At 64.6% G+C, this 23,750-nt stretch carries 25 protein-coding genes; 20 read left to right on the top strand and 5 right to left on the bottom strand.

Features of this window, described 5'->3' with window-relative positions; all coding sequences use genetic code 11:
* The first annotated feature begins 481 nt into the window (after positions 1-481).
* The 7 genes from L0U83_RS22290 (at position 482) to gltA (ending at position 6,401) form a co-directional block, all read left to right on the top strand.
* Positions 482-1,279: a GntR family transcriptional regulator gene (locus tag L0U83_RS22290; RefSeq protein WP_233886266.1), complete on the top strand. Its 798-nt coding sequence runs from the start codon at positions 482-484 to the stop codon at positions 1,277-1,279.
* Between the two features lie 149 nt (positions 1,280-1,428).
* Positions 1,429-1,845, top strand: a complete 417-nt coding sequence (gene sdhC, locus L0U83_RS22285; RefSeq protein WP_201696108.1) for a succinate dehydrogenase, cytochrome b556 subunit — start codon at positions 1,429-1,431, stop codon at positions 1,843-1,845.
* 3 nt (positions 1,846-1,848) lie between these two features.
* Entirely contained in the window at positions 1,849-2,217 is a 369-nt protein-coding gene (gene sdhD, locus L0U83_RS22280; protein WP_158760582.1) for a succinate dehydrogenase, hydrophobic membrane anchor protein, read from the top strand.
* 4 nt (positions 2,218-2,221) lie between these two features.
* Positions 2,222-3,997, top strand: a complete 1,776-nt coding sequence (sdhA, locus tag L0U83_RS22275) for a succinate dehydrogenase flavoprotein subunit (RefSeq protein WP_233886265.1) — start codon at positions 2,222-2,224, stop codon at positions 3,995-3,997.
* Positions 3,998-4,025: 28 nt separating this feature from the next.
* Complete coding sequence (locus L0U83_RS22270; protein WP_233886264.1) at positions 4,026-4,727, top strand: succinate dehydrogenase iron-sulfur subunit; 702 nt, start codon at positions 4,026-4,028, stop codon at positions 4,725-4,727.
* Positions 4,728-4,742: 15 nt separating this feature from the next.
* Positions 4,743-5,009 carry an FAD assembly factor SdhE gene (locus L0U83_RS22265; RefSeq protein ID WP_028202905.1) on the top strand — a complete coding sequence of 89 codons (267 nt, stop codon included), beginning with the start codon at positions 4,743-4,745 and terminating at the stop codon, positions 5,007-5,009.
* Between the two features lie 90 nt (positions 5,010-5,099).
* On the top strand, positions 5,100-6,401 hold the full coding sequence (gltA, locus tag L0U83_RS22260; RefSeq protein WP_158760579.1) for a citrate synthase: 1,302 nt from the start codon (positions 5,100-5,102) through the stop codon (positions 6,399-6,401).
* 99 nt (positions 6,402-6,500) lie between these two features.
* On the opposite strand, the gene L0U83_RS22255 is transcribed toward gltA, so the two are convergent.
* Positions 6,501-6,965, bottom strand: a complete 465-nt coding sequence (locus L0U83_RS22255; RefSeq protein WP_233886263.1) for a VOC family protein — start codon at positions 6,963-6,965, stop codon at positions 6,501-6,503.
* 180 nt (positions 6,966-7,145) lie between these two features.
* Here L0U83_RS22255 and L0U83_RS22250 point away from each other — a divergent pair, with 180 nt between their 5' ends.
* The 4 genes from L0U83_RS22250 to L0U83_RS22235 all read left to right on the top strand — a co-directional run bounded on the left by L0U83_RS22250 (position 7,146) and on the right by L0U83_RS22235 (position 10,833).
* Positions 7,146-7,994 (top strand): alpha/beta fold hydrolase, encoded by an 849-nt coding sequence (locus L0U83_RS22250; protein ID WP_233886262.1) that lies wholly within the window; start codon positions 7,146-7,148, stop codon positions 7,992-7,994.
* 240 nt (positions 7,995-8,234) lie between these two features.
* Positions 8,235-8,720 (top strand): hypothetical protein, encoded by a 486-nt coding sequence (locus tag L0U83_RS22245; protein ID WP_233886261.1) that lies wholly within the window; start codon positions 8,235-8,237, stop codon positions 8,718-8,720.
* Positions 8,721-8,803: 83 nt separating this feature from the next.
* The gene (locus tag L0U83_RS22240) at positions 8,804-10,135 is read left to right on the top strand and encodes a sensor histidine kinase (RefSeq protein ID WP_233886260.1); all 1,332 of its coding nucleotides are present in this window, start codon (positions 8,804-8,806) and stop codon (positions 10,133-10,135) included.
* 41 nt (positions 10,136-10,176) lie between these two features.
* On the top strand, positions 10,177-10,833 hold the full coding sequence (locus L0U83_RS22235) for a response regulator transcription factor (protein ID WP_233886259.1): 657 nt from the start codon (positions 10,177-10,179) through the stop codon (positions 10,831-10,833).
* Between the two features lie 120 nt (positions 10,834-10,953).
* Here L0U83_RS22235 and L0U83_RS22230 read toward each other — a convergent pair whose 3' ends face one another.
* From L0U83_RS22230 to L0U83_RS22220, 3 genes are all read right to left on the bottom strand, one after another.
* A complete protein-coding gene (locus tag L0U83_RS22230; protein WP_233886258.1) occupies positions 10,954-11,361 on the bottom strand; it encodes a tellurite resistance TerB family protein in 408 nt (135 codons plus the stop codon).
* 55 nt (positions 11,362-11,416) lie between these two features.
* A complete protein-coding gene (locus tag L0U83_RS22225; protein WP_233886257.1) occupies positions 11,417-11,710 on the bottom strand; it encodes a TFIIB-type zinc ribbon-containing protein in 294 nt (97 codons plus the stop codon).
* A gap of 185 nt (positions 11,711-11,895) precedes the next feature.
* Complete coding sequence (locus tag L0U83_RS22220) at positions 11,896-12,810, bottom strand: MipA/OmpV family protein (protein WP_373321077.1); 915 nt, start codon at positions 12,808-12,810, stop codon at positions 11,896-11,898.
* A gap of 687 nt (positions 12,811-13,497) precedes the next feature.
* Between L0U83_RS22220 and leuC the strand changes: the two genes are divergently transcribed.
* The 4 genes from leuC to leuB all read left to right on the top strand — a co-directional run bounded on the left by leuC (position 13,498) and on the right by leuB (position 16,916).
* A complete protein-coding gene (leuC, locus tag L0U83_RS22215) occupies positions 13,498-14,907 on the top strand; it encodes a 3-isopropylmalate dehydratase large subunit (protein ID WP_233886255.1) in 1,410 nt (469 codons plus the stop codon).
* A gap of 4 nt (positions 14,908-14,911) precedes the next feature.
* Positions 14,912-15,052: an entericidin gene (locus L0U83_RS22210; RefSeq protein WP_233886254.1), complete on the top strand. Its 141-nt coding sequence runs from the start codon at positions 14,912-14,914 to the stop codon at positions 15,050-15,052.
* A gap of 98 nt (positions 15,053-15,150) precedes the next feature.
* Entirely contained in the window at positions 15,151-15,801 is a 651-nt protein-coding gene (gene leuD / locus L0U83_RS22205) for a 3-isopropylmalate dehydratase small subunit (protein ID WP_158760568.1), read from the top strand.
* A gap of 47 nt (positions 15,802-15,848) precedes the next feature.
* Entirely contained in the window at positions 15,849-16,916 is a 1,068-nt protein-coding gene (gene leuB / locus L0U83_RS22200) for a 3-isopropylmalate dehydrogenase (protein ID WP_233886253.1), read from the top strand.
* Positions 16,917-16,982: 66 nt separating this feature from the next.
* Here leuB and L0U83_RS22195 read toward each other — a convergent pair whose 3' ends face one another.
* The gene (locus L0U83_RS22195) at positions 16,983-17,177 is read right to left on the bottom strand and encodes a hypothetical protein (protein WP_233886252.1); all 195 of its coding nucleotides are present in this window, start codon (positions 17,175-17,177) and stop codon (positions 16,983-16,985) included.
* Between the two features lie 89 nt (positions 17,178-17,266).
* On the opposite strand from L0U83_RS22195, the gene asd reads away from it, so the two are divergent.
* The 5 genes from asd to trpB all read left to right on the top strand — a co-directional run bounded on the left by asd (position 17,267) and on the right by trpB (position 23,738).
* On the top strand, positions 17,267-18,388 hold the full coding sequence (gene asd / locus L0U83_RS22190; protein WP_233886251.1) for an aspartate-semialdehyde dehydrogenase: 1,122 nt from the start codon (positions 17,267-17,269) through the stop codon (positions 18,386-18,388).
* A gap of 167 nt (positions 18,389-18,555) precedes the next feature.
* The gene (locus L0U83_RS22185; protein ID WP_233886250.1) at positions 18,556-20,925 is read left to right on the top strand and encodes a FimV/HubP family polar landmark protein; all 2,370 of its coding nucleotides are present in this window, start codon (positions 18,556-18,558) and stop codon (positions 20,923-20,925) included.
* A gap of 13 nt (positions 20,926-20,938) precedes the next feature.
* Complete coding sequence (gene truA, locus L0U83_RS22180; RefSeq protein ID WP_233886249.1) at positions 20,939-21,754, top strand: tRNA pseudouridine(38-40) synthase TruA; 816 nt, start codon at positions 20,939-20,941, stop codon at positions 21,752-21,754.
* Positions 21,755-21,800: 46 nt separating this feature from the next.
* On the top strand, positions 21,801-22,481 hold the full coding sequence (locus L0U83_RS22175) for a phosphoribosylanthranilate isomerase (RefSeq protein WP_233886248.1): 681 nt from the start codon (positions 21,801-21,803) through the stop codon (positions 22,479-22,481).
* A gap of 63 nt (positions 22,482-22,544) precedes the next feature.
* Positions 22,545-23,738, top strand: a complete 1,194-nt coding sequence (gene trpB, locus L0U83_RS22170) for a tryptophan synthase subunit beta (protein ID WP_112169739.1) — start codon at positions 22,545-22,547, stop codon at positions 23,736-23,738.
* Positions 23,739-23,750 lie beyond the last annotated feature (12 nt).

The raw sequence follows: 23,750 nt of genomic DNA, 5'->3' as shown, positions 1-23,750 counted from the left end.
AATGACTGACAAGCCGTGACGCGTGCGGCGCCGGCGCGGACCGCCGTGCCGGTAACCTGTGCAACATGGCAAGAGGTGAACGGGGCGCCCTCAGAGGGACGCCAGACGCTGGCCGCTTCGCGTGTGCCGACTCCTGCAACAGCTCGCTCGGGCTCTTCCACGAAGCGCGCGGCGCGCAATGACTCAGGCGTGCCGGCTGGGCGGATCGAAACCTCTACTGCGTTTACTGCGTGAGGGAACAGCATCGTGCAAGGCGGCTCGTGGCGCATTCGCCACGATGTGGATGCAGCCGGCGGCTCCTCTGCGTCATGCCGGTTTCATGTCCTGAAATTAGCATGCAGCCTGCCCGCAAACCCTTGCTCGATCGGGAGTGTAGGAGTCAGCAGGGTCAAAGTCAACAGTATCTTATGTCTTATATAAGACATAACTATTGCAGGCAAAATGCTTGATGCGTAGGGGGGTTTATGTTGAAATGCGCGCCATGAGTGCAAACCCGGCCAGCAACGCGAATTCCACCGCTCCCGAGAGCGGGGCTCCAGCGTCTGCGCCCGCGGTTCCGCCATCCCCGACGTTCAGTCCGCTGTATCAGCAGATCAAGGGGCTCATTACACAGAGCCTCGAGTCCGGCGAATGGAAGCCCGGCGAAATCATCCCCAGCGAAGTCGAACTGGCCGCCCGTTACAAGGTGAGCCAGGGGACCGTGCGCAAGGCGATCGACGAGTTGGCTGCCGACAACCTGCTGGTGCGCCGCCAGGGCAAGGGTACGTTTGTTGCAACGCACAACGAAGAGCGCGCCCAGTTCCGCTTCCTCCGGTTGCTCGCCGACGACGGCGCGGAGCACCCGCACGTGAGCAAGCTGCTCGACTGCCGGCGCCTGCGCGCTTCGGCCGAGATCGCTCGCCAGCTCGAGCTCAAGCCCTCGGACCCGGTGGTGCTGATCCGGCGTCTCCTGCAGTTCGACGGCGAAAGCACCGTGCTCGACGAGATCTGGCTGCCCGGCGGCGTGTTCCGCGGACTCACGAGCGAGCGCCTCGCCGAGTACAAAGGCCCGCTCTACGCCATGTTCGAGGCGGAGTTCGGCACGCGCATGATTCGCGCGACCGAGAAGATCCGCGCCGTGGCCGCGGAGCCTACAGTGGCCGATCTGCTCAAGGTGCCGGCAGGTTTTCCTTTGCTTTCGGTCGAGCGAGTGTCCTATACCTATGGAGACCGGCCGGTCGAGGTGCGCCGCGGATGGTATGTCACAACCGGGTATTACTATCAGAATGATTTGAGTTGACGGGCGGCCGCGCGAAAGGCGCGGAGCCTTCCCCAGAGTGCCTTTGCTTGCGCGCACCACCAGCCGTACCCGACGTGGATTTCGCTGCAGCGCGATATGAAAAGGCGCTAAAATTGCGAATTAGTGTTAACACATAGTAGGGGTCTAGCATGGCAGAAGCCGCAAAAAAACCGAGGCCGGAATACCGGAACATCGGGCTTGGGCAGATATTGTTCGCATACCGCCTGCCTCTGGCCGGTCGTGTGTCGATCGGCCACCGCATCAGCGGTGTGCTGTTGTTCCTGTTCCTGCCTTTCATCTTGTTCCTGTTGGACCAGAGCCTCACTTCGGAGCTGAGCTTCGAGGTATTCAAGGGCTTCCTCTCGAACATCATCGTCAAGCTCATCGTGCTGGTCCTCGGGTGGGCGTTCCTGTTCCACTTCTGCGCTGGCGTGCGCCACCTGTGCATGGACTTCAGCCATGACCTCGTGAGCAAGGAAAAAGGCAAGACGACCTCCCTCGTCGTCGTGATCATCTCCACGGTCCTCACGATCGCCTTTGCGGCAAAACTCTTCGGAGCGTTCTAAAAAATGTCGGCTAAAAACGGTATCGGTCCGAAGCGTCACGTCGTCGGCGCTCACTACGGCATTCGCGACTGGATCGCGCAACGCGCCACCGCCGTGATCATGGCGATCTACACCGTCGTGCTGCTCGTCCTGTTCTTCGGCGCGCACGACTTCTCGTATGACGGCTGGGCGTCGATCTTCTCCGCTGAGTGGATGAAGCTCGCCACGTTCGTCACCCTGGTCGCGTTGTTCCTGCACGCGTGGGTTGGCGTGCGTGACATCTGGATGGACTACATCAAGCCGGTCGGCCTGCGCATCACGCTGGACGTCCTCACGATCGCATGGCTGCTGGGCAGCCTCGGCTACGCCGCTCAGATTCTCTGGAGAGTGTAAAAGAATGGCTGCAATCAAGAATTCACTGCCGCGTCGCAAGTTCGACGTGGTCATCGTCGGTGCTGGCGGCTCGGGGATGCGCGCTTCGCTGCAACTCGCGCGCGCTGGCCTGTCGGTTTGCGTGCTCTCGAAGGTGTTCCCCACGCGTTCGCACACGGTGGCGGCGCAGGGCGGCATCGGCGCCTCGCTCGGCAACATGAGCGAAGACAATTGGCACTATCACTTCTACGACACGATCAAGGGTTCCGACTGGCTCGGCGACCAGGACGCGATCGAGTTCATGTGCCGTGAAGCACCGAACGCCGTGTACGAACTCGAACACATGGGCATGCCGTTCGACCGTAACGCCGACGGCACGATCTACCAGCGCCCGTTTGGCGGCCACACGGCCAACTACGGCGAGAAGCCGGTTCAGCGCGCCTGTGCTGCTGCTGACCGTACCGGCCACGCGCTGCTGCACACGCTGTATCAGCAGAACGTCGCGGCGAAGACCACGTTCTTCGTCGAATGGATGGCGCTCGACCTGATCCGCGACGCCGATGGCGACGTGCTCGGCGTGACCGCGCTCGAAATGGAAACGGGCGACGTCTACATCCTCGAAGGCAAGACCACGCTGTTCGCCACGGGCGGCGCGGGCCGGATCTTCGCGGCATCGACCAACGCGTTCATCAACACCGGTGACGGCCTTGGCATGGCGGCCCGTTCGGGCATCGCGCTGCAGGACATGGAGTTCTGGCAGTTCCACCCGACCGGCGTGGCCGGCGCGGGCGTGCTGATCACGGAAGGCGTGCGCGGCGAAGGCGGCATTCTGCGTAACTCGAACGGCGAGCGCTTCATGGAGCGTTACGCTCCGACGCTGAAGGACCTCGCACCGCGTGACTTCGTTTCGCGTTCGATGGACCAGGAAATCAAGGAAGGTCGTGGCGTGGGTCCGCACAAGGACCACGTGCTGCTCGACCTGTCGCACATCGGCGCCGAGACGATCATGAAGCGTCTGCCGTCGATCCGCGAAATCGCGCTCAAGTTCGCGAACGTGGACTGTATCAAGGAGCCGATCCCGGTCGTGCCGACCATCCACTACCAGATGGGCGGCATCCCGACGAACATCAACGGCCAGGTCGTTGGCACGCCGAAGGGTCACGAAGAAGTCGTCAACGGCTTCTACGCCGTGGGCGAATGCTCGTGCGTCTCGGTGCACGGCGCGAACCGCCTCGGCACGAACTCGCTGCTCGACCTCGTGGTGTTCGGCCGTGCGGCTGGCAACCACATCGTCAAGCACGTCAAGGAGCTGCGCGATCACAAGCCGTTGCCGGCCGACGCCGCCGACTTCGCGCTCTCGCGCCTCGCCGAGCTCGACAAGTCGACCTCGGGCGAGTACGCGCAGAGCGTCGCGAACGACATCCGCGGCTCGATGCAGAAGCACGCAGGCGTGTTCCGCACCTCGAAGCTGCTGGCAGACGGTGTGAAGGACATCGCGCAGATCGCTGAGCGCGCGAAGCACATCCACCTGAAGGACAAGTCGAAGGTGTTCAACACGGCGCGCGTGGAAGCGCTCGAAGTGGCGAACCTGGTCGAAGTTGCGCGCGCAACGATGGTTTCGGCTGAAGCCCGTAAGGAAAGCCGTGGTGCGCACGCACAGAGCGACTACGAACACCGCGACGACGAAAACTGGCTGCGCCATACGCTCTGGTTCAGCGAAGGTGACCGACTCGATTACAAGCCGGTCCACATGAAACCGCTGACCGTCGAGTCCGTGCCGCCGAAGGCGCGTACGTTCTAAGGCACACGCCAGTCAAAAGGAATTGGAAATGGCCAAACGCATTTTTGAAGTCTATCGCTACGATCCGGACAAGGACGCGGCGCCGCGCATGCAGACGTACGAGCTGGACATCACGCACGAGCGCATGCTGCTCGACGCGCTGGTCAAGCTCAAGGAAGTGGACGAAACGCTGTCGTTCCGCCGTTCGTGCCGTGAAGGCGTGTGCGGTTCGGACGCCATGAACATCAACGGCAAGAACGGTCTTGCCTGCTTGACGAACCTGAACGACCTGCCGGCGAAGATCGTGCTGCGTCCGCTGCCGGGCCTGCCCGTCGTGCGCGACCTGATCTGCGACTTCACGCAGTTCTTCAACCAGTACCACTCGATCAAGCCGTACCTGATCAACGACACGCCGCCGCCCGAGAAGGAGCGTCTGCAGTCGCCTGAGCAGCGTGACGAACTCGATGGCCTGTACGAGTGTATTCTGTGCGCAAGCTGCTCGACCTCGTGCCCGAGCTTCTGGTGGAACCCGGACAAGTTCGTCGGCCCGGCAGGTCTGCTGCAGGCTTACCGCTTCATCGCGGACAGCCGCGACGAAGCGACCGGCGAGCGCCTCGACAACCTCGAGGACCCGTACCGTCTGTTCCGTTGCCACACGATCATGAACTGCGTCGACGTTTGCCCGAAGGGCCTGAACCCGACGAAGGCGATCGGCAAGATCAAGGAACTGATGTTCCGCCGCGCGGTTTGATGTTGCTGTTCTGAAATGGAATCGCACCAGTCTGACCCCCATCGCCGCGCGCGCCTCCGCTGGCGCGCGCGGCGCGGCCTGCTCGAAAATGATCTGATTTTTGAGCGGTTTTTCGAGCGCTATGAGCATGAACTCAGCGACGCCGACGTGGGCGCTCTCACGCGCCTGCTCGAGCTGAGCGATAACGACCTGATGGACTTGCTGCTCGCGCGCAAGGAACCAGAAGGCGACCTTGCCGACCCGGACGTGAAGCGGGTGCTGGAGCTGCTTCGGAACGTCTGAGCGTGGCGGCACGCAGCTCGTTGAGCTGTCGCCGCGCCGGACGTACAAAACTATCGAATCCCGTGTTTATCCTTCGATTGAGGATGTGCTATGACCCCGTCTGATGTAAAAGCCACGCTATCGTTCAGCGACAATTCGCCGAGCGTCGAACTGCCGATCTACAAGGGCACGATGGGCCCGGATGTGATCGACATCCGCAAACTGTACGGTCAGACCGGCAAGTTCACGTATGACCCGGGCTTCATGTCGACGGCGTCGTGCAACTCGGCGATCACGTACATTGACGGGGACAAGGGCGAGCTGCTGTACCGCGGCTACCCGATCGACAATCTCGCGCAAAACGCCGACTTCCTCGAAACCTGCTACCTGCTGTACCGCGGCGAACTGCCGAACGCGGCGCAGAAGGAAGAGTTCGTGAAGACCGTCACGCAGCACACGATGGTTCACGAGCAAATGCAGTTCTTCTTCCGCGGCTTCCGCCGCGACGCGCACCCGATGGCGATTCTCGTCGCCGCAGTCGGCGCGCTGTCGGCGTTCTATCACGACTCGCTGGACATCAACAACCCCAAGCATCGTGAAGTTTCGGCGATCCGCATGATCGCGAAGCTGCCGACGCTCGTCGCCATGGCGTACAAGTACTCGATCGGCCAGCCGTTCGTGTACCCGCAGAACAATCTGTCGTACAGCGCGAACTTCATGCGCATGATGTTCTCGAACCCGTGCGAAGAGTACAAGGTCAACGACGTGCTCGTGCGCGCGCTCGACCGTATCCTCATCCTGCACGCCGACCACGAGCAGAACGCGTCGACCTCGACGGTGCGTCTGGCTGGCTCCTCGGGCGCGAACCCGTTCGCGTGTATCGCGGCCGGTATCGCTTGTCTGTGGGGCCCGGCGCACGGTGGTGCGAACGAAGCCGCACTGAACATGCTGGAAGAAATCGGTTCGCCGGACAAGATTCCTGAGTTCATCAAGCAGGTGAAGGACAAGAACTCGGGCGTGAAGCTGATGGGCTTCGGTCACCGCGTGTACAAGAACTACGACCCGCGTGCGAAGCTCATGCGCGAGACGTGCTACGAAGTGCTGAACGAACTCGGTCTGCATGACGACCCGCTCTTCAAGCTCGCCATGCAGCTCGAAAAGATCGCGCTGGAAGACGAATACTTCGTGTCGCGCAAGCTGTACCCGAACGTCGACTTCTACTCGGGTATCGTGCAGCGCGCACTGGGCATCCCGACCTCGATGTTCACGTGTATCTTCGCGATGGCGCGTACGGTGGGCTGGATTGCGCAGTGGAACGAAATGATCGCCGACCCCGAGCAGAAGATCGGCCGTCCGCGTCAGCTGTTCATCGGCGAAACGCCGCGCGAAGCGAAGCCGATCGCGCAACGCTAAGCCGTTTCGCTTTGCGCGCACTGCGCGCAAGCGGAAATGCAAACGCCCCGACGGGTTATCGCCCGTCGGGGCGTTTTCTATTTGAGCCAGCTATGGCGTTCAAATCCAGCCATCGATCTTCAGTCCGCTGGCCTTTTCCGCCTCTTCGCGCGTGACCTCGCGCACCGTCTCGCCGAAGCTCCATACGTGGCCTTCGGGGTCGCATGCCACATAGACGCGGTCGCCGTAGAACTGGTCCGCCGGCTCGCGGATGATCCTCGCACCCGCGGCGCGGGCGCGCTCGCAATGCGCGTCGAGACCGCTTTTCAACTGCACGTGCACCGACTGCGTGTTCTTGCCCTCCAGTTCGGCGGGGCTCGTGTAGGGCATGCCGGGCCAGCCGCCACAAATCATCACGTAGCCGTCCCCAAAGCGCATTTCCGAGTGACCGAGCTTTCCATCCGCCGAAGTGACTACAAACTGGCGCTCGAAGCCGAACGCCTTTTCGAGCCAGTCGAGTGCGGCGAACGGATCGCGATAGTAAATGGCCGACCCGAAGGCCGGTCGCGGCGAGGTGTTGCTCATGCTCGTCTCCTGGGCGGTACGTGTGACGAATCTAGCACCGGCGCGGTGCGATTGCGCGCAGCCCGGTCACGCGTCCTTGCCGCGTGCGCACGGCCATTACCTCCGACGTAATCGTCAGCGCGCACGGCATCGACGACCATGGTCCTCATCGGCACACCCCAACCGCAAGGAGCGACGACTATGGCACGCGACACATTCAATGCCCGCCAACCTGGCTATATCCGCATCGACGACGACACCGGACTGCACTATCGCGACTGGGGCGATGGTGTGCCACTCGTGTTCCTCTCCGGCTGGACGCTCAACGCCGACATGTGGAACTACCAATGCGCGCCGCTCGCAACCGCGGGCTATCGCTGCGTGGCATACGACCGCCGCGGGCACGGGCGCTCAAGCGACCCCGGCCGCGGCTACGACTACGACACACTCGCCGACGATCTCGAAGCCGTACTCGACGCCCGCGGGTTGGCGCGGGTCACGCTGGTCAGCCATTCGTTCGCGAGCGGTGAGGTCGTGCGCTATTTGAGCCGTCACGGCTCACGCCGCGTAGCGGGCATCGTGCTGGTTTCGCCGGCATCGACGCCCTATTTGCTCAAGACTGCTGACAATCCGGGCGGCCTCGATGCGAGCCTCTTCGAAGCATCGATCGAAGAGATGCTCGCTTCGTTTCCCGACTGGATCGAGCGGCGCGCCGAGGCCTACTTCAGCCCCGGCACGTCGCGAACGGTAATTCAGTGGACGGCGGACATGATGCTGGGCGCGTCGTTATACGCAGCGGCGCAACTGCCTCGCGTGCAGATGGCCACCGACTTCCGCCGCGAACTTGCCGCGATCGACGTGCCGGCGCTCGTGCTGCATGGCGACTGCGATGCATCGGCTCCGCTCGAGATCACCGGACGCCCCACGGCGGCCGCGCTCGAACGCGCGACGCTGAAGGTCTACGAAGGCGGCACGCACGGCATGTACTTCAACCACGCGGCGCGCGTGAACGAGGACATTCGCGCGTTCGTTACGCGGTGGCAGGCATGACGCACCTCATGACGCACCTCAGCGGCGGCGCCGAAACAAGTCGTAATCGGGGCACGGGCCATACGTGCCACGAGAGCGCGCCAGCAAAGGAATAGTCCCGCCACGCCCCTCGTTTTGCAGATGACACGCAGGCGCGCCGATGTATTCGCGCGCCGAGTGCGAGGCGTACCGATGGAGTCTTCACGGCGCCAGCGCGCAACCCGCGCGCCACGAGGCCGGTCCATCGCGAGGGGCAAAATCATGAGCAGACTTCTCGCCTTCAGTGTGCTGGCCTGCCTGCTGGGCGCCTGCACGACGCCGGTTGCGTCGCAGCAGGCCGCGTATGGGTCTTACCCGCCACCGGCGCCATGCCGGCCCGTTACCGGCACCGCCGAGATCGACGGCACGCCGCAGCAGATCAGCGGCCTCGCGTGCCTGCAACCCGACGGCACATGGCAGATCATGCAGAGCGACGACACGCTCGTCTACCCGGTGGCCTGGCCCGACGCGACGGCTTACTACGCCGGTCCGTGGTACGGCTGGTGGCCGCCGGTGTTCGTGGGCGGGTCGGTCGTGTTCGTCGATCACTTCCATCACTTTCATCACATGGATCATGTCTTCCCGGGCGGGCCGCATATGCATCCGGTGTCAGGCATGCATGGCGGCTTCCATGGCGGGCACGGCGGCGTCTGGAGCGGCATGGGGCATGGCGGCGGGGGCGGCATGGGTGGCGGGGGGCATCGCTGAACCGCCGCTGAACCCCGCCATGCAGCCGGACGCATGCCGCGAATCCTTTATGATGGAGCGCGCCTCCCAACCCGAGACGCTCCATGTTCTTCGCCGCGCATTCCCTGCATCGCCGCCTGAGCATTGCGATCGGCACGCTCGCGATTCTCGTCGGCGTGCTGGGCGCGCTTGGCACGTTCCTCGTGGTGCGCAGTCTCGCCGCCGAGTTCAACACGACCCTGCGCGACGCGGCCGCGCACGTGCAGACGGGCGTGCCGCATCGCGTGACGGAGCCGCGCGGCGAACGCTTGCCCGCCGACGATTTCGTCGTGCAGATCTGGTCCGCCGGCGATGGCGACGCGCCAGGCCGCACGAGCAACGCGGGCGTCGCGCTGCCGCGCGCGCCAGGCGGCTTCTCGTCAATCGACTATGACGGTGAGGCGTGGGACGTGTTCGCGCTCGCCGCCGGCGACGAATACATTCAGGTGGCCGAATCGCGCAGCATGCGCAATCGCAACGCCTTGCGCGTGGCGTTCTGGAGCCTGCTGCCCGTGCTCGCGCTGCTGCCTCTGCTCGCGCTCACGATCGCCGTGACCGTGCGCGTTTCGCTGCGGCCGCTCGAGCGCATCGGGCGCCGCGCCGCGAAGGTCGATCTGCACGACCTCAAACCGCTCGAAGCCGGACAGGCGCCCGTCGAACTTCGCCCCTTCGTCGAATCGATCAATCGCATGATCGAGCGCCTTTCGGTGCTCGTGAGCGCCGAGCGCATGTTCATCGCCGATGCCGCGCACGAACTGCGCTCGCCGATCTCCGCCATGCAGCTGCAGATCGATAACCTGCGCAATGCGCCGCCCGAACAGTACCCAGAGCGTTTCGAGGAATTGCGGCGCGGCATCGTGCGCACTGGCGCGCTCGTCTCGCAGCTGCTCGGTCTTGCGCGTGCCGAAATCGGCAGTGCGCAACGCGTGTTGACGGAGGTGCCGCTGCCGCAAGTCGTCACCGACGTGCTGGCCGATCTGCTGCCGCTCGCCGACGCGCGCCGCGTCGATCTGGGCGTGGAGCGTCTCGACGACGTGACGGTGCGCGCCACCGAAACCGACATGCGCGTGCTCGTGCGCAATCTCGTGGACAACGCGATCCGCTACAGCCAGGAAGGTGCGCGCGTGGACGTGGCGGTGCGCCGCGAGGACAAAGGCGTTGTCATCGAGGTGACCGATAACGGGCCCGGCATTGCCGAGGCCGACTTGCCGCGCGTGTTCGACCGGTTTTTCCGCGCGGGCGGTCATGATGCGCACGGAAGCGGCCTTGGCCTCGCCATCGCGCAGGCGGTGGCGCAGAGTTACCGCGGGCGCGTGACGCTCGCGAACCGGCGCGATGGACAAAGCGGCATCGTCGCGCGAATCGAGTTGCCGCGCCAATCCAGCGCAAGCCGGTAAGGCAAAATGCCGGCAAGCATGCGAAACAAAGGACGGACACGATGCGCATTCTGCTGATCGAAGACGATCTGCTGATCGGGCCCGCGCTACTGCGCGCGTTGAAGGACGCGTCATACAGCGTCGACTGGGTGCGCACGGGCGAGAGCGGCCGCGACGCCATTCGGGACGGCTCGTACACGGCGATCCTGCTCGACCTGGGTCTCGGCGACCTGAGCGGGCTCGATGTGCTGCGCGGCTTGCGCGAGTCGCAGGACGCCACGCCCGTGCTGATCATCACCGCGCGCGATGACGTGGACACGCGCGTGGAAGGCCTCGATCTCGGTGCCGACGACTATCTCGTGAAGCCGTTCGAAAGCAAGGAACTGCTCGCGCGCATCCGCGCCGTGGTGCGGCGCAAGTCGGGCTTCGCGTCGCCGACCATGGGCAGCGGCCGCGTGACGCTCGACATGAACGCGCGGCGTCTCACGTTCGACGGCCAGTCCGACGACCTGTCCGCGCGCGAGTACGCGCTCATGCTCGCGTTGCTCGAGCGGCCGGGCGCGATCCTGTCGCGTCAGCAAATCGAGGGGCGGCTTTATGGCTGGGGCGAGGAAGTCGAAAGCAACGCGGTGGATGCCGTGATCTACAGCGTGCGCCGCAAGTTCGGCCCTGCGGTGATCCGCAACGTGCGCGGGCTGGGTTGGGCCGTTTGCACGTGAGCGCCGGAACGCTCGAATATGAAAGAGCGTGCAAGGCGCTGCGCGCTGTAAAAACCGCGGCGAGCGCGAGGCTCGCCGCGTGGCGCGATGCATGGGGGAAGGCACGCATCGCGCGCGAACTTACGCCAGCAGACGCTGCCAGGGTTCCTTCTGCCACGCGCGGCTAAGCGAGGCGAGCAGCGCGGCTTCGCTTTCGGCGACGTGCCGGACCGAATACACCGCGACATGGCACAGATTCAGCACTTCGGCGCGCAGCGCGGGATCGTCTAGCTCGCGCATGACTTGCTGCATCACGTCGGAGTCGAGCTTGCATGCGTCGCTCCAGTTCAGGTGCGAGGTGGTCTGCAAGTCTTCGCACAGGCCCTTGAGGATTTCGCCGAATTCGCCGGGCGCGAGGCCGAGCCGGTCGGCAACGCGCGCGCGATGGACTGCTGCAAGCTCCTCGCTGCTCAGGTGGCCGTCTGCGAGCAGCGCGACGGCGACGATCCGGCCCGCGGCTTGCGGGCTGTTGCAGGTATAGGTACGCATGTTCAGGAATCCTCTTAAAGCGTGATGTCGATGGAACGATTGGCGTAGCCGTGGCTCAGTCGAAGAGGTCCTGAAGCCACGACTTGCGGCGATGACCATTGCCGCTGTAGCTGTCGTGAGCGCGGCGCGGGGCGTAATCACCGTGTTGCGCGCCGTGCTTCGAACCGTGCTGGCGGAATGCCTGTGCATCGCCTTCGTTGCGATTGTGCCGGTTGCCGCTGCGTTCGATCAGCTTGTCGAGTTCGCCGCGATCGAGCCAGACACCGCGACACTGCGGGCAGTAGTCGAGTTCGACGCCCTGACGCTCTGCGAGCGAGAGGGTGACGTCAGGGCAATTGGGGCATTTCATGATGCGCTCCGTGATGAGTGACAGGTCATCGAGGCCCTTGCTGTCTTGCGTGAAGGGCAACGCGGCCTCGATGGAAACCATCCTGGCAGAGCAAAATGAGCGAAGAATGAGGAGCGCTGCGGCTCGCGTTCATTAAGCGCCGAGCGTGCCGGCACGATCCGGGGCGCCGGCAGCGGGCAGCAGCGCTAGAACTGGTAATTGATCGAAACGTCGCAAACACCGCCCGTCTTCGTCTGGATGATCGGGCTGTGCGAGGCGCTGCCGAGCAGGCGCTTGAGCGCGCCGTCCGCGCTCACGAACCAATGTTTGTTGACGAAGTACACCATCGTGATGCCGAAGCCGGCCGACTTGAGGCCCGCGCTCGCGTCGTACTGACGGTAACCCGATGCAGCCGCCTGCTGCGGCGTCACGCCAAACCAGCTCTGCATGTAGTTGGAATCGGCGAACGTGACCGAAGGGCCGGCGAACCAGTAGAAGTTCTCGTTGCTGCCAGGCAGCGGCATATACGCGCCGAGGTCCGCAGTCCAGCCATTCGAGCCGCCTAAGCTGCGCGTGAAAGCGGTGCGGAACACGAGCGGAAAGTCCTTCGAAATCACATACTCGCCGGCGATCTTCAATTCTGGCGCCGGGTTGATGTTGCCCATCCCATGCAGCCGCGTCGGGTCGTCCTGGCCGCGCCGCCCGAGGTCGTAGGCCCCGGCGACGCTCACGCGCCAGTTCGGGCCCTGCAGAACGTTGACGCCGAAGCCTTCGCCCGTCGAGCCGAACAGGATGTCCTTGTAGCGCAAGTCGATGCTCGGCCCGACCAATGTGTGATAGCGGTCCGAGCCGTCGTAGCGCGGCTCGAAGGTCGCGCCCACGCCAAGCCGTGCCTCGAAGTCGGGACGGTTCGGCTCAAACATCTTTTCGAGCGGAATGCCCGCGGAATATTGCCATTCGCCAAGCGGCGAGGGGGTTTGCGCCATGGCGCGCGGGGCAAGCGCGGCGAGGGCGCATGCCGCAGCGGCGAGAGATGCACGCTGCGTGGCCCGCGAGCGGCGCGGCGCTGCTGGTTTTCTTCTGCTTGTTCTGTGTTGCGCAGTGCGGATTGCGAGTGGCATGAAGCCTCCGGGTTTGCCTGGTCGACCGCGGCGTCGTTTATTGAGTGTGATGAAATCACAAAGTGGAATTCCTTGTGGCCGGGCTCGTCTCGCAAACCTCGTGCCTGAGCGCGCGGTGTCCGGCCTGGCGACTCGTCCCGCCCCCGGCGGAAACCGCCGCCAGAGGTGGATGAAGAGCCCAGAAAATCAGGAAAGCTAACTGATGACGGCGTGGCTGCGCACCGTTTTAGAGCGCGGCATTGGCCCCGATTAAACCCTGGCGCCAAATTGCCGTTAGACAGTGATGGACGTCGGTGATGCGGCTCCCCCTGTGTCGCGGATTCCGAAGCCCATGTTTCACCGTTCTCACAGCGGTAACCAACTTGCGCCGGTCGTGGTCGGGCCGGCGCATCTCTTTTTCTGCATCCAGAATCGCTTCAGCCTTGCGGTCGGCGCCTGTCCGATCCATGCGTGATCTGCGCGCTTCTGCGTCGATCCGTCTGCGCATTCCAGCGGTGGCGTCCCTATGGTCCTCTGCGCCGCGACACCCGTGCTCGCCGGGTAACGCTGATACAGGTATCGCGACTACCACCCAACTCACTGTTTTTTATCGCTTTTTTTCAGGAAAGGCCCTGTAGTGAGCGGGTTTCGCGTGGCATAATCGATTCACACCGTATTGCCCCGCAGTCAAACATTTCCCCGCACATCATGGCAAAGACGCTCTACGACAAATTGTGGGACACGCATGTGGTCCACACGGAAGACGACGGCACGACGATTCTCTACATCGACCGTCATCTGTTGCACGAAGTCACGAGTCCTCAGGCTTTCGAAGGCCTGAAGCTGCATGAGCGCCCCGTGTGGCGCATCAGCGCGAACCTGGCCGTGTCCGACCACAACGTGCCCACTACCGACCGCAGCCACGGCATTGCCGACCCGGTCTCGAAGCTGCAGGTGGACACGCTCGATGCGAACTGCGACTCCTTCGGCATCACGCAGTTCAAGATGGCTGACCAGCGTCAGGGCATCGTGCACATCGTCGGTCCGGAGCAGGGCGCCACGCTGCCCGGCATGACGATCGTCTGCGGCGACTCGCACACGTCCACGCACGGCGCGTTCGGCGCGCTTGCGCACGGCATCGGCACCTCGGAAGTCGAGCACGTGCTGGCCACGCAAACGCTCTTGCAGAAGAAGAGCAAGAACATGCTCGTGAAGGTCGAGGGTCAACTGCCGCGCGGCTGCACCGCGAAGGACATCGTGCTCGCCATCATCGGCAAGATCGGCACGGCGGGCGGCACGGGTTACGCCATGGAGTTCGGCGGCTCGATGATCCGCAGTCTCACGATGGAAGGCCGCATGACCGTCTGCAACATGGCGATCGAAGGCGGCGCGCGCGCGGGCATGGTCGCCGTGGACGACACCACGATCGACTACTTGAAGGGCCGTCCGTTCTCGCCGCAAGGCGCGGAGTGGGACCAGGCCGTCGAGTACTGGAAGAACTTCCGCACCGACGAAGGCGCGCACTTCGACCGCGTGGTCGAACTGAGCGCGGCCGACATCGTGCCGCAGGTCACGTGGGGCACGTCGCCGGAAATGGTCACGGCAGTCGACAGCCGCGTGCCTGACCCTGAGCGCGAGAAGGACCCGGTCAAGCGCGACGCGATGGAACGCGCGCTGCAGTACATGGCGCTCGAACCCAATACGCCGATCGAGTCGATCAAGCCGGACAAGATCTTCATCGGTTCGTGCACGAACGCGCGTATCGAAGACCTGCGCTCCGCCGCTTATGTCGTGAAGAAGCTCGGCCGCCGCGTGGCGCCGAACATCCGTCTCGCGATGGTCGTGCCGGGCTCGGGTCTCGTGAAGGCGCAAGCCGAGCGCGAAGGCCTCGACAAGGTGTTCACGGAAGCGGGCTTCGAATGGCGCGAGCCGGGTTGCTCGATGTGCCTCGCGATGAATGCCGACCGGCTGGAGCCGGGCGAGCGTTGCGCATCCACTTCGAACCGCAACTTCGAAGGCCGCCAGGGCGCGGGCGGTCGCACGCACCTCGTGAGCCCGGCCATGGCAGCCGCCGCAGCAATCGAAGGCCATTTCGTCGACATTCGCAAGCTGGGGTAAGCGTATGAAGGTCAATGCGATCACGCGGCGCGTGGCGCTGTTCGTCATGGCGGGCTGGGTTCTCGCGCTGGCGGGCTGCAACACGGTGGCCGGCGTGGGCGAGGACATCAGCGATTCCGCGCGCGCCGTCCAGCGCAAGCTGTGACGCACGCCTTCTAGCCTTGCACGGTTGCGGGGCGCATCGAACTGACTGAACGTATCGAAGCGCCCCTGCCCGATCAGCATCCATCAGGATCACGGATCATGGAAAAATTCATCGTACACACCGGCGTCGTGGCGCCGCTCGATCGCGAGAATGTCGATACCGACGCGATCATTCCGAAGCAGTTCCTCAAGTCGATCAAACGCACCGGCTTCGGCCCGAACGCTTTCGACGAATGGCGTTACCTCGATCACGGCGAACCGGGCCAGGACAACTCGAAGCGCCCGCTCAATCCGGATTTCGTGCTGAACCAGCCGCGTTATCAGGGCGCGTCGGTGCTGCTCACGCGCAAGAACTTCGGCTGCGGCAGCTCACGCGAGCATGCGCCGTGGGCACTCGACCAGTACGGTTTCCGCGCGATCATCGCGCCGAGTTTCGCGGACATCTTCTACAACAATTGCTTCAAGAACGGCCTGTTGCCGATCGTGCTTTCCGAATCGGACGTGGATCACCTGTTCAACGAAACGTACGCGTTCAACGGCTTCCAGCTCACGGTCGATCTGGACAAGCAGGTCGTGCGCACGACCGACGGCTCGAAGGAGTATCCGTTCGAAGTGGCCGCGTTCCGCCGCTACTGTCTCTTGAACGGCTTCGACGACATCGGCCTCACGCTGCGTCACGCCGACAAGATCCGCCAGTACGAAGCCGAGCGCCTCGCGCGCCAGCCGTGGCTGAACAACCGCGTGCTTTGATACGCGCAGACAAACGCACACCGAACAACTGAGCGAGGAATCACAGGATGAAGATTGCAGTGCTGCCGGGCGACGGCATCGGTCCCGAGATCGTCAAGGAAGCCGTGAAGGTGCTCAACGCACTTGGCGAAAAGTTCGAGCTGGAAGAGGCGCCGGTTGGCGGCGCGGGCTACGAGGCTAGCGGCCACCCGCTGCCCGAGGCAACGCTCTCGCTGGCCAAATCCGCCGACGCGATTCTGTTCGGCGCCGTGGGCGACTGGAAGTACGACAAGCTCGAGCGCGCGCTGCGTCCCGAGCAGGCCATTCTCGGCCTGCGCAAGCATCTGGAACTGTTCGCGAACTTCCGCCCGGCGATCTGCTATCCGCAGCTCACGGGGGCGTCGTCACTGAAGCCTGAAATCGTTTCGGGCCTCGACATCCTGATCGTGCGCGAACTGAACGGCGACATCTATTTCGGCCAGCCGCGCGGCACGCGCGAAGCGCCGGACGGCAATTTCAAGGGTGCGCGCGAAGGTTTCGACACGATGCGCTACGCGGAGCCCGAAGTGCGCCGCATCGCTCACGTGGCGTTCCAGGCCGCGCAAAAGCGCCAGAAGAAGCTGACGTCGGTCGACAAGGCGAACGTGCTTGAAACGTCGCAGTTCTGGAAGGACATCATGATCGATGTCTCGAAGGAATATCCGGACGTCGAGCTGTCGCACATGTACGTCGACAACGCGGCCATGCAGCTCGTGAAGGCGCCCAAGGCGTTCGACGTGGTGGTGACCGGCAACATGTTCGGCGACATTCTCTCGGACGAAGCCGCGATGCTCACGGGCTCGATCGGCATGCTGCCCTCGGCCTCGCTCGACAAGAACAACAAGGGTCTGTACGAGCCGTCGCACGGTTCCGCGCCGGATATCGCGGGCAAGGGCATTGCCAACCCGCTCGCCACGATCCTGTCGGCGGCCATGATGCTGCGCTACTCGCTCGGCCGCCCGGAGCAGGCGGACCGTATCGAGAGCGCGGTGAAGAAGGTGCTCGAACAAGGCTATCGCACCGCCGACATCATCACGCCGGACTGCAAGCAGGTCGGCACGGTGGCAATGGGCGATGCGGTGATCGCAGCGCTGTAAGGAAGTCATGCAAGGGCGTGCCATTGGGCGCGCCCTTTTTTGTTCAGAAATGCGCAAGCAGCGACGTTAGCGGGAGTACGCCGCCAGGCGTCGTAAATCGCGCACAATGCGGGTTCTCCCGCGCGAATTCACGGTTTTCGTGTATATTGTTTCGATGGCGAAGATCTCCCCGATCACGACTGTTACGAACATCCGCGGCACGGCCCGCGCGATTTCGCTCGCCATTACCACGAAAACCACGATTACGAAAACGATCACCATTCGTTGATCGCTCGTCGTGCCCGCTCATCTTCCCCGCGCGGCCACGCCGGGCGAGCGAAGCGGGGAAGTGTCCATATCAAGGGTAAGTCATGAACGTAGGTCTCGTAGGTTGGCGCGGCATGGTCGGCAGCGTGCTGATGCAGCGCATGCAGGAAGAACGTGATTTCGACCTGATCGAACCGGTGTTTTTCAGCACCAGCAACGCAGGCGGCGCGGCTCCGTCGTTCGCCAAAAACGAGACGAAGCTCAAGGACGCGAACAGCGTCGACGAGCTCAAGGAGTGCGACATCATCATCACGTGCCAGGGCGGCGATTACACCAACGAGGTGTATCCGAAGCTGCGCGCGGCAGGCTGGACCGGCTACTGGATCGACGCGGCTTCGGCGCTGCGCATGAAGGACGATGCGGTCATCATCCTCGACCCGGTCAACCTCGACGTCATCAAGGACGCGCTGGTCAAGGGCCAGAAGGACTTCGTCGGCGGCAACTGCACGGTCAGCCTCATGCTGATGGCGCTGGGCGGCCTGTTCCGCGAGAACCTCGTCGACTGGATGACGGCCATGACGTACCAGGCCGCTTCGGGCGCGGGCGCGCAGAACATGCGCGAACTGCTCTCGCAGATGGGCGCGCTCAACGCAGCGGTTGCGAGCGACCTGGCTAACCCGTCGTCGGCGATCCTCGACATCGACCGCAAGGTGCTCGCCACGATGAACAGCGACGCCATGCCGACCGAGCACTTCGGCGTGCCGCTCGCGGGCTCGCTGATCCCCTGGATCGACAAGGACCTCGGCAACGGCATGTCGAAGGAAGAGTGGAAGGGCGGCGCGGAAACCAACAAGATTCTCGGCAAGCCGGCCATGGGCCAGCCGGGCTCGATTCCGGTCGACGGCCTGTGCGTGCGTATCGGTGCGATGCGTTGCCACTCGCAGGCGCTCACGATCAAGCTGAAGAAGGACGTGCCGCTCGACGAGATCGACGGCATCCTTGCCTCGGCCAACGACTGGGTTAAGGTCGTGCCGAACCAGCGCGAGGCTTCGATGCGCGATCTGTCGCCGGCGGTGGTCACGGGCACGCTGTCGGTGCCGGTGGGCCGTCTGCGCAAGCTGGCCATGGGCGGCGAGTATCTGTCGGCCTTCACGGTCGGCGATCAGCTGCTGTGGGGTGCGGCTGAACCGCTGCGCCGCATGTTGCGCATTCTGCTCGACAAGTGAATGAATTAAACTACGCGGCTAATGACGCGTAGACAGGGTAAAAAAGCGCCGCGCCATTCGCGGCGCTTTTTTTATTGCATGCTTTTTCTTGCATGCATCGATGCAATCGCCCCGAAGCACACTCCTATTTGATCGAGAGCCGCAAGAGCGGTATGCCAGGGCAACTGATGATCGTTCGATTTGATTCTGTTTCCGCCGCGCCTCGCGCGAAGCGCGCTCAAGGGCGGCGCGCCATCCGCGCCACCGTGGCGGCGGCGAGTTTTCTGTTCTGCGGCCTGGCCGCCGCGCAGGGCGGTGCGAGTGCGGCGCCGGGCACTGCGAGCGCTGCCTCATCCGCCGCGGCTGCGGTGAGCGTCGCGGGGCAATATACCGTTCGTCCCGGCCAGTCGCTGCACGACGTGGCCGTCGACGTCACGCAGTCGCACGACAAGGCCACGCTCGCGCGCATGAGCCAGGCGCTGTTCGATGCGAACCCCAATGCGTTCATCAAGCAGGATCCCAGCCGCATGCGTGTGGGTGCGACGCTGAACGTGCCGGCAACGCCGGACGTTTCCAGCGCGGCGGCAGGCATGACGGTGGCCTCGGGTGGGGCTGCTGCGGCTTCGGCGGGGGCTTCGGCTGCCGCCAGTACGCCCGCCGCTGCGGCGACTGTGCCTGCTGCGTCCACTGCATCAGCCAGCGCACCCGCCGCGGCTTCGAGTGCTGCTGCCGAGGCGGTAGCGGCTGCATCGTCGGCTGCTGCCGCTGCGACGGCTGGCGCGAGTTCGGCCAGCGCGGCTGCGGCAACTGCGGCACCTGCCTCGGCAGTCGCAGCGAGCGGCCCCGAAGCGTCCACTCAAGGCGCTTCCGGCGCGGCGACGGGCGCGAGTGCCGCAGCGCCGGCGTCAGCGGCCAGCGACTCGCACGTGTGGAGCGGTTCGATCCAGTCGGTCCCGGCTCCGGCCAGCGGCGCGGCAGGCGCGTCGGCGCAAGGCGCAAAGGTCTCCAGCCTCCAGCAACTCCTCGCATTGAAGAACCGCGTGCTGATGGCGTTGCAGCAGCACGGCATTGGCAAGCCAGCGCAGACCACGAGCGGCGCGTCCGCGGGTGCGCCTGCCGCGCAAGGCGGCGCACCTGTGCAGAACGGCGTGGTGAACGCCGGCGCGGCTGGCGGCCAACCGGAAGTCTCGCCGGTCGCCATGGGGGCCGTGACGGCTGTCGTCGTCGCGCTGCTGGCGTTGTTTGTGCGTCTGCTCATGCGCAAGCGCAAGAAGCCGCCCGTCGATCAGGCGTCCGAAGTCTCGCCCGAAGCGCACGAGCCGACGCCGTCGACGTCCTCCGCAACCGCTGCTGCCGCCGTGCCTGTGGCCGAGGAGCCGCCAGTGTTGCGCGAGCCGATTACGCACGCGGGCCATCAACCGGATGCGCACGCGCTTGCACCTGCGGCGCAAGCCGAATTCGCGCCGCCGGTTGCGCCCGAGGCGGATGAAGTCGCGATCACGCCTGTGCCTACGCCCGACGTCTCTTCCGCGCCGCTGGAGCACGACGAAACGGCCGCGCAGGCCGCTAGTGCAGCGGGCGTGAACACGACGACCACTGGGCTTGAAGCCGAAGCGCTGCCGCCTACGCTAACCGAGACGCTGCATCCTGGCACGCCGCAAGAGCCGTCCGTCGCGCAGGAAGCTCACGCAGCACAAGCGCTGCCGCACGGCGTCGAGCCGGGCGAACCGCAAACGTTGGCGGACGCGGCTGAAGCCGCAAGCCTCGCCGCCGCGGCGGAGCTGGGCGCGGATGCGCTGCCGCCCGAAAGCATCGGTGCGCCGCGCGCAGCCGAAGACGCCGAGGCGCTGGCGCGCACGCTGGAAGAGCCGGCGCGCGCCCAAAAGCCTGCTGCACCCGATATCGCGCTGGACTTTGGCGATGGCGCCCCGCAAGCCGCGCAAACGCAGCAAGCACCGCAGGCCGAGCCGCCCGTCACCGAAGCCTTCGAGCGCCCGCCGGCGCCGCTTACCGCACCTGAAATTCCGTCAGTACCCGCAGTCACCGCAGAAGAAATGAGCTACGCCGAAGTACCGATCGCCTTCCCGCACGATGCAATCGAAGCGCTGGGCGGCCTCGACCTGCCCCTGCCGCCGCGCATCGGTGAACCGGTCATCCCCACTGAGCCGCTCTCGACCGAGCCGGCCGCCACGCCCGAGGCGTCGGCGCGTCTGTCGTCGCCGTTCTTCGAGCCGCCACCGTCGATGGCGGGCGCGGCCATCGAGGCGGGGACGGCAGGTGCGGGCGCGCTCGCAGGCCTCGGCGCGCCGCGCTTTGGCGCGCTCACGCTCGACTTCGACCTGAACCTGCCGCCCGATTCGGCCGAGCCGCTGCCGGTCTTCACGCCCGAACAGCTCGCGCGCATCGCGCGCAACAAGCTCGATCTCGCGCACGAATACATCGCGCTGGGCGACGTGTCGGGCGCCCGCTCGCTCATCAACGAAGTGATCGAGTCGAACGATCCCGCCACGCGCAGCGACGCGCAGGCGCTGCTGTCGACGCTCGCTCCGCTTTCGTGACGCTGCAAGCCGTATGCGTATCGCGCTAGGAATCCAGTACGACGGTGCCGCGTTCTGCGGCTGGCAGTCGCAGCCGCACGGCAAGACAGTGCAGGACGCGCTCGAGCGCGCGCTGCGCGAGTTCGCCACCGTGCCGCTGTCCACCATCGTCGCGGGCCGCACCGACACGGGCGTGCACGGGCTCGGCCAGGTGGTGCACTTCGACACCGACCTCGACCGCACGCCGTTCTCGTGGGTGCGCGGCACCAACGCGTTCCTGCCTTCCACGGTGGCCGTGCAGTGGGCCAAGCCGATGCCCGAGGCGTTCCACGCGCGCTTCGCGGCGTTCGAGCGCACCTACTACTACGTGCTCTACGTGAACCCCGTGCGCTCGCCGATGCTGGCGGCCCGCGCGGGCTGGATCCACACGCCGCTCGACGTCGATGCGATGCGCGAGGCGGCGGCGTATCTCATCGGCGAGCACGATTTTTCGTCGTTCCGCTCGTCGGAGTGCCAGGCGAAGACGCCGGTGAAGCATCTGTACCAGATCGACATCCGGCCGCAGGGCGACTTCATCCACTTCCGCTTTCGCGCCAACGCGTTCCTGCACCACATGGTCCGCAACCTGATGGGTTGCCTCGTGGCCGTGGGTCGAGGGCGCTATCCGGCCGCGTGGATGGCTGAAGTGCTGGCTGGGCGCGACCGCACCGTGGCCGCGCCGACTTTCATGCCAGACGGCCTCTATCTCGCACAGGTAGGCTATCCTGACGAGTTCGCAGTACCTGCGCCGCATACGGCCAGTGTGCCGTGGAGCGCAATCTGGAGCGACGCGCCCGAAGGCCGTGCTTAAAGCGCCGCCCGCTTGAATCATCGAGATCAACACCGCATTCAGGATCATGACGTCAGCCGAGCAACCCGCCCCTGCGCACCGCACCCGCATCAAGCTGTGCGGACTTTCGACGCCCGATGCGGTCGCGCACGCCATTGACCTGGGTGCGGACGCCGTCGGCCTGGTGTTTTACCCGCCCAGCCCGCGCTCGGTGAGCGTGGCGCAGGCGGTCGAGCTTACGCACGACCTGCCGCCGTTCGTGTCGGTCGTGGGTCTCTTCGTGAATGCCACGCCGCAGTGGATGAGCGAAGTGGCAAGCAATGTCTCGCTCACCATGCTTCAGTTCCATGGAGACGAAACGCCCGAGCAGTGCGAGTCGCTGGCCTCCGTTGCCGGTTTGCCCTGGTTGCGCGCGCTGCGAGTGGCGGCCGATACTCTGCAAGCCGATTTGATAGAATCGGCTAATCGTTATTCATCAGCCAGCGGCCTCTTGTTCGACACCCATGTCGAAGGTTACGGCGGCGGCGGAAAGGTCTTCGATTGGTCACTTATTCCCGCAGGGCTCGCGCGTCGGGCCGTTTTGAGTGGTGGCTTGAACGCGCAAAACGTCGGTGATGCGATTCGCCAGGTGCGTCCATTTGCCGTCGATGTCTCCAGTGGCATCGAGGTTCCGGGCGCAAAGGGCGTGAAGGATCACGCCCGCATGGCGGCGTTCGTGCGCGCAGTGCGCGAAGCGGACGCGGGATGAATTCTTTGGCCGGCACGGTCCACGCAACGTGGGCCTTCCCAAGTCCGGTCGAGCGAGTGACTTATGTACAATTTGCCAGATGAACGTGGCCATTTCGGCCCTTATGGCGGCGTTTTCGCTGCTGAAACCCTCATGCAGGCGATCGACGAACTGCGCGACGCCTACGCGAAATACAAGGACGATCCCGACTTCCGCGCCGAATATGAGCGCGAGTTGAAGCATTTTGTCGGCCGTCCGTCGCCGATTTATCACGCGCAGCGCTGGAGCGAACTGCTGGGCGGCGCTCAGATCTATCTCAAGCGCGAAGACCTGAACCACACCGGCGCGCACAAGGTGAACAACGTGATCGGCCAGGCGCTGCTCGCCAAGCGCATGGGCAAGCCGCGCGTGATCGCCGAGACCGGCGCGGGTCAGCACGGCGTGGCTACCGCGACCATCGCGGCACGCTTCGGCATGGAATGCGTGGTCTACATGGGCGCCGAAGACGTGCGCCGTCAGGCCGCCAACGTCTACCGCATGAAGCTGCTGGGTGCGACCGTGGTTCCGGTCGAGTCGGGTTCGCGCACGCTCAAGGACGCGCTCAACGAAGCGATGCGCGACTGGGTCACCAACGTCGAAAACACGTTCTACATCATCGGCACGGTGGCGGGCCCGCACCCGTACCCGATGATGGTGCGCGACTTCCAGCGCGTGATCGGCGATGAATGCCGCGTGCAGATGCCCGAAATGACGGGGCGCCAGCCGGACTCCGTGATCGCCTGCGTGGGCGGCGGTTCGAACGCGATGGGCATCTTTTACCCGTATATCGACGACACTTCGGTGCAGTTGATCGGCGTCGAACCCGCTGGCGACGGCATGGACACGGGCCGCCACGCCGCTTCGCTCGCGGCGGGCACCGTTGGCGTGCTGCACGGCAATCGCACCTACCTGCTGCAGGACGAGAACGGCCAGATCATCGAGACGCATTCGGTTTCGGCGGGCCTCGATTATCCGGGCGTGGGTCCCGAGCACGCGTGGCTCAAGGACAGCGGCCGCGCGCAGTACGTCACCATCGACGACGAGGAAGCGCTCAAGGGCTTCCACGACTGCTGCCGTATCGAAGGCATCATTCCCGCGCTCGAATCGAGCCACGCGCTCGCTTACGCGGCGAAGCTCGCACCGACGTTGCCGAAGGAGAAAATCCTGCTGGTGAACCTGTCGGGCCGGGGCGACAAGGACATGCACACGGTCGCCGAGCGATCGGGCATCCAGTTCTGAGCGCCCGGAGCG

It is taken from the genome of Paraburkholderia flagellata (assembly GCF_021390645.1).
Classification (GTDB): Bacteria; Pseudomonadota; Gammaproteobacteria; order Burkholderiales; family Burkholderiaceae; genus Paraburkholderia; species Paraburkholderia flagellata.
Note: the sequence above shows the minus strand (reverse complement) of the source record. Positions and strands in the feature narration are given on the sequence as shown.

Excerpts from the sequence above, each read along its gene's own strand:
- L0U83_RS22290 (WP_233886266.1), top strand. The coding sequence starts at position 482 with ATGAGTGCAAACCCGGCCAGCAACGCGAATTCCACCGCTCCCGAGAGC.
- sdhC (WP_201696108.1), top strand. The coding sequence starts at position 1,429 with ATGGCAGAAGCCGCAAAAAAACCGAGGCCGGAATACCGGAACATCGGG.
- sdhD (WP_158760582.1), top strand. The coding sequence starts at position 1,849 with ATGTCGGCTAAAAACGGTATCGGTCCGAAGCGTCACGTCGTCGGCGCT.
- sdhA (WP_233886265.1), top strand. The coding sequence starts at position 2,222 with ATGGCTGCAATCAAGAATTCACTGCCGCGTCGCAAGTTCGACGTGGTC.
- L0U83_RS22270 (WP_233886264.1), top strand. The coding sequence starts at position 4,026 with ATGGCCAAACGCATTTTTGAAGTCTATCGCTACGATCCGGACAAGGAC.
- L0U83_RS22265 (WP_028202905.1), top strand. The coding sequence starts at position 4,743 with ATGGAATCGCACCAGTCTGACCCCCATCGCCGCGCGCGCCTCCGCTGG.
- gltA (WP_158760579.1), top strand. The coding sequence starts at position 5,100 with ATGACCCCGTCTGATGTAAAAGCCACGCTATCGTTCAGCGACAATTCG.
- L0U83_RS22255 (WP_233886263.1), bottom strand. The coding sequence starts at position 6,965 with ATGAGCAACACCTCGCCGCGACCGGCCTTCGGGTCGGCCATTTACTAT.
- L0U83_RS22250 (WP_233886262.1), top strand. The coding sequence starts at position 7,146 with ATGGCACGCGACACATTCAATGCCCGCCAACCTGGCTATATCCGCATC.
- L0U83_RS22245 (WP_233886261.1), top strand. The coding sequence starts at position 8,235 with ATGAGCAGACTTCTCGCCTTCAGTGTGCTGGCCTGCCTGCTGGGCGCC.
- L0U83_RS22240 (WP_233886260.1), top strand. The coding sequence starts at position 8,804 with ATGTTCTTCGCCGCGCATTCCCTGCATCGCCGCCTGAGCATTGCGATC.
- L0U83_RS22235 (WP_233886259.1), top strand. The coding sequence starts at position 10,177 with ATGCGCATTCTGCTGATCGAAGACGATCTGCTGATCGGGCCCGCGCTA.
- L0U83_RS22230 (WP_233886258.1), bottom strand. The coding sequence starts at position 11,361 with ATGCGTACCTATACCTGCAACAGCCCGCAAGCCGCGGGCCGGATCGTC.
- L0U83_RS22225 (WP_233886257.1), bottom strand. The coding sequence starts at position 11,710 with ATGAAATGCCCCAATTGCCCTGACGTCACCCTCTCGCTCGCAGAGCGT.
- L0U83_RS22220 (WP_373321077.1), bottom strand. The coding sequence starts at position 12,810 with ATGCCACTCGCAATCCGCACTGCGCAACACAGAACAAGCAGAAGAAAA.
- leuC (WP_233886255.1), top strand. The coding sequence starts at position 13,498 with ATGGCAAAGACGCTCTACGACAAATTGTGGGACACGCATGTGGTCCAC.
- L0U83_RS22210 (WP_233886254.1), top strand. The coding sequence starts at position 14,912 with ATGAAGGTCAATGCGATCACGCGGCGCGTGGCGCTGTTCGTCATGGCG.
- leuD (WP_158760568.1), top strand. The coding sequence starts at position 15,151 with ATGGAAAAATTCATCGTACACACCGGCGTCGTGGCGCCGCTCGATCGC.
- leuB (WP_233886253.1), top strand. The coding sequence starts at position 15,849 with ATGAAGATTGCAGTGCTGCCGGGCGACGGCATCGGTCCCGAGATCGTC.
- L0U83_RS22195 (WP_233886252.1), bottom strand. The coding sequence starts at position 17,177 with ATGGTGATCGTTTTCGTAATCGTGGTTTTCGTGGTAATGGCGAGCGAA.
- asd (WP_233886251.1), top strand. The coding sequence starts at position 17,267 with ATGAACGTAGGTCTCGTAGGTTGGCGCGGCATGGTCGGCAGCGTGCTG.
- L0U83_RS22185 (WP_233886250.1), top strand. The coding sequence starts at position 18,556 with ATGATCGTTCGATTTGATTCTGTTTCCGCCGCGCCTCGCGCGAAGCGC.
- truA (WP_233886249.1), top strand. The coding sequence starts at position 20,939 with ATGCGTATCGCGCTAGGAATCCAGTACGACGGTGCCGCGTTCTGCGGC.
- L0U83_RS22175 (WP_233886248.1), top strand. The coding sequence starts at position 21,801 with ATGACGTCAGCCGAGCAACCCGCCCCTGCGCACCGCACCCGCATCAAG.
- trpB (WP_112169739.1), top strand. The coding sequence starts at position 22,545 with ATGTACAATTTGCCAGATGAACGTGGCCATTTCGGCCCTTATGGCGGC.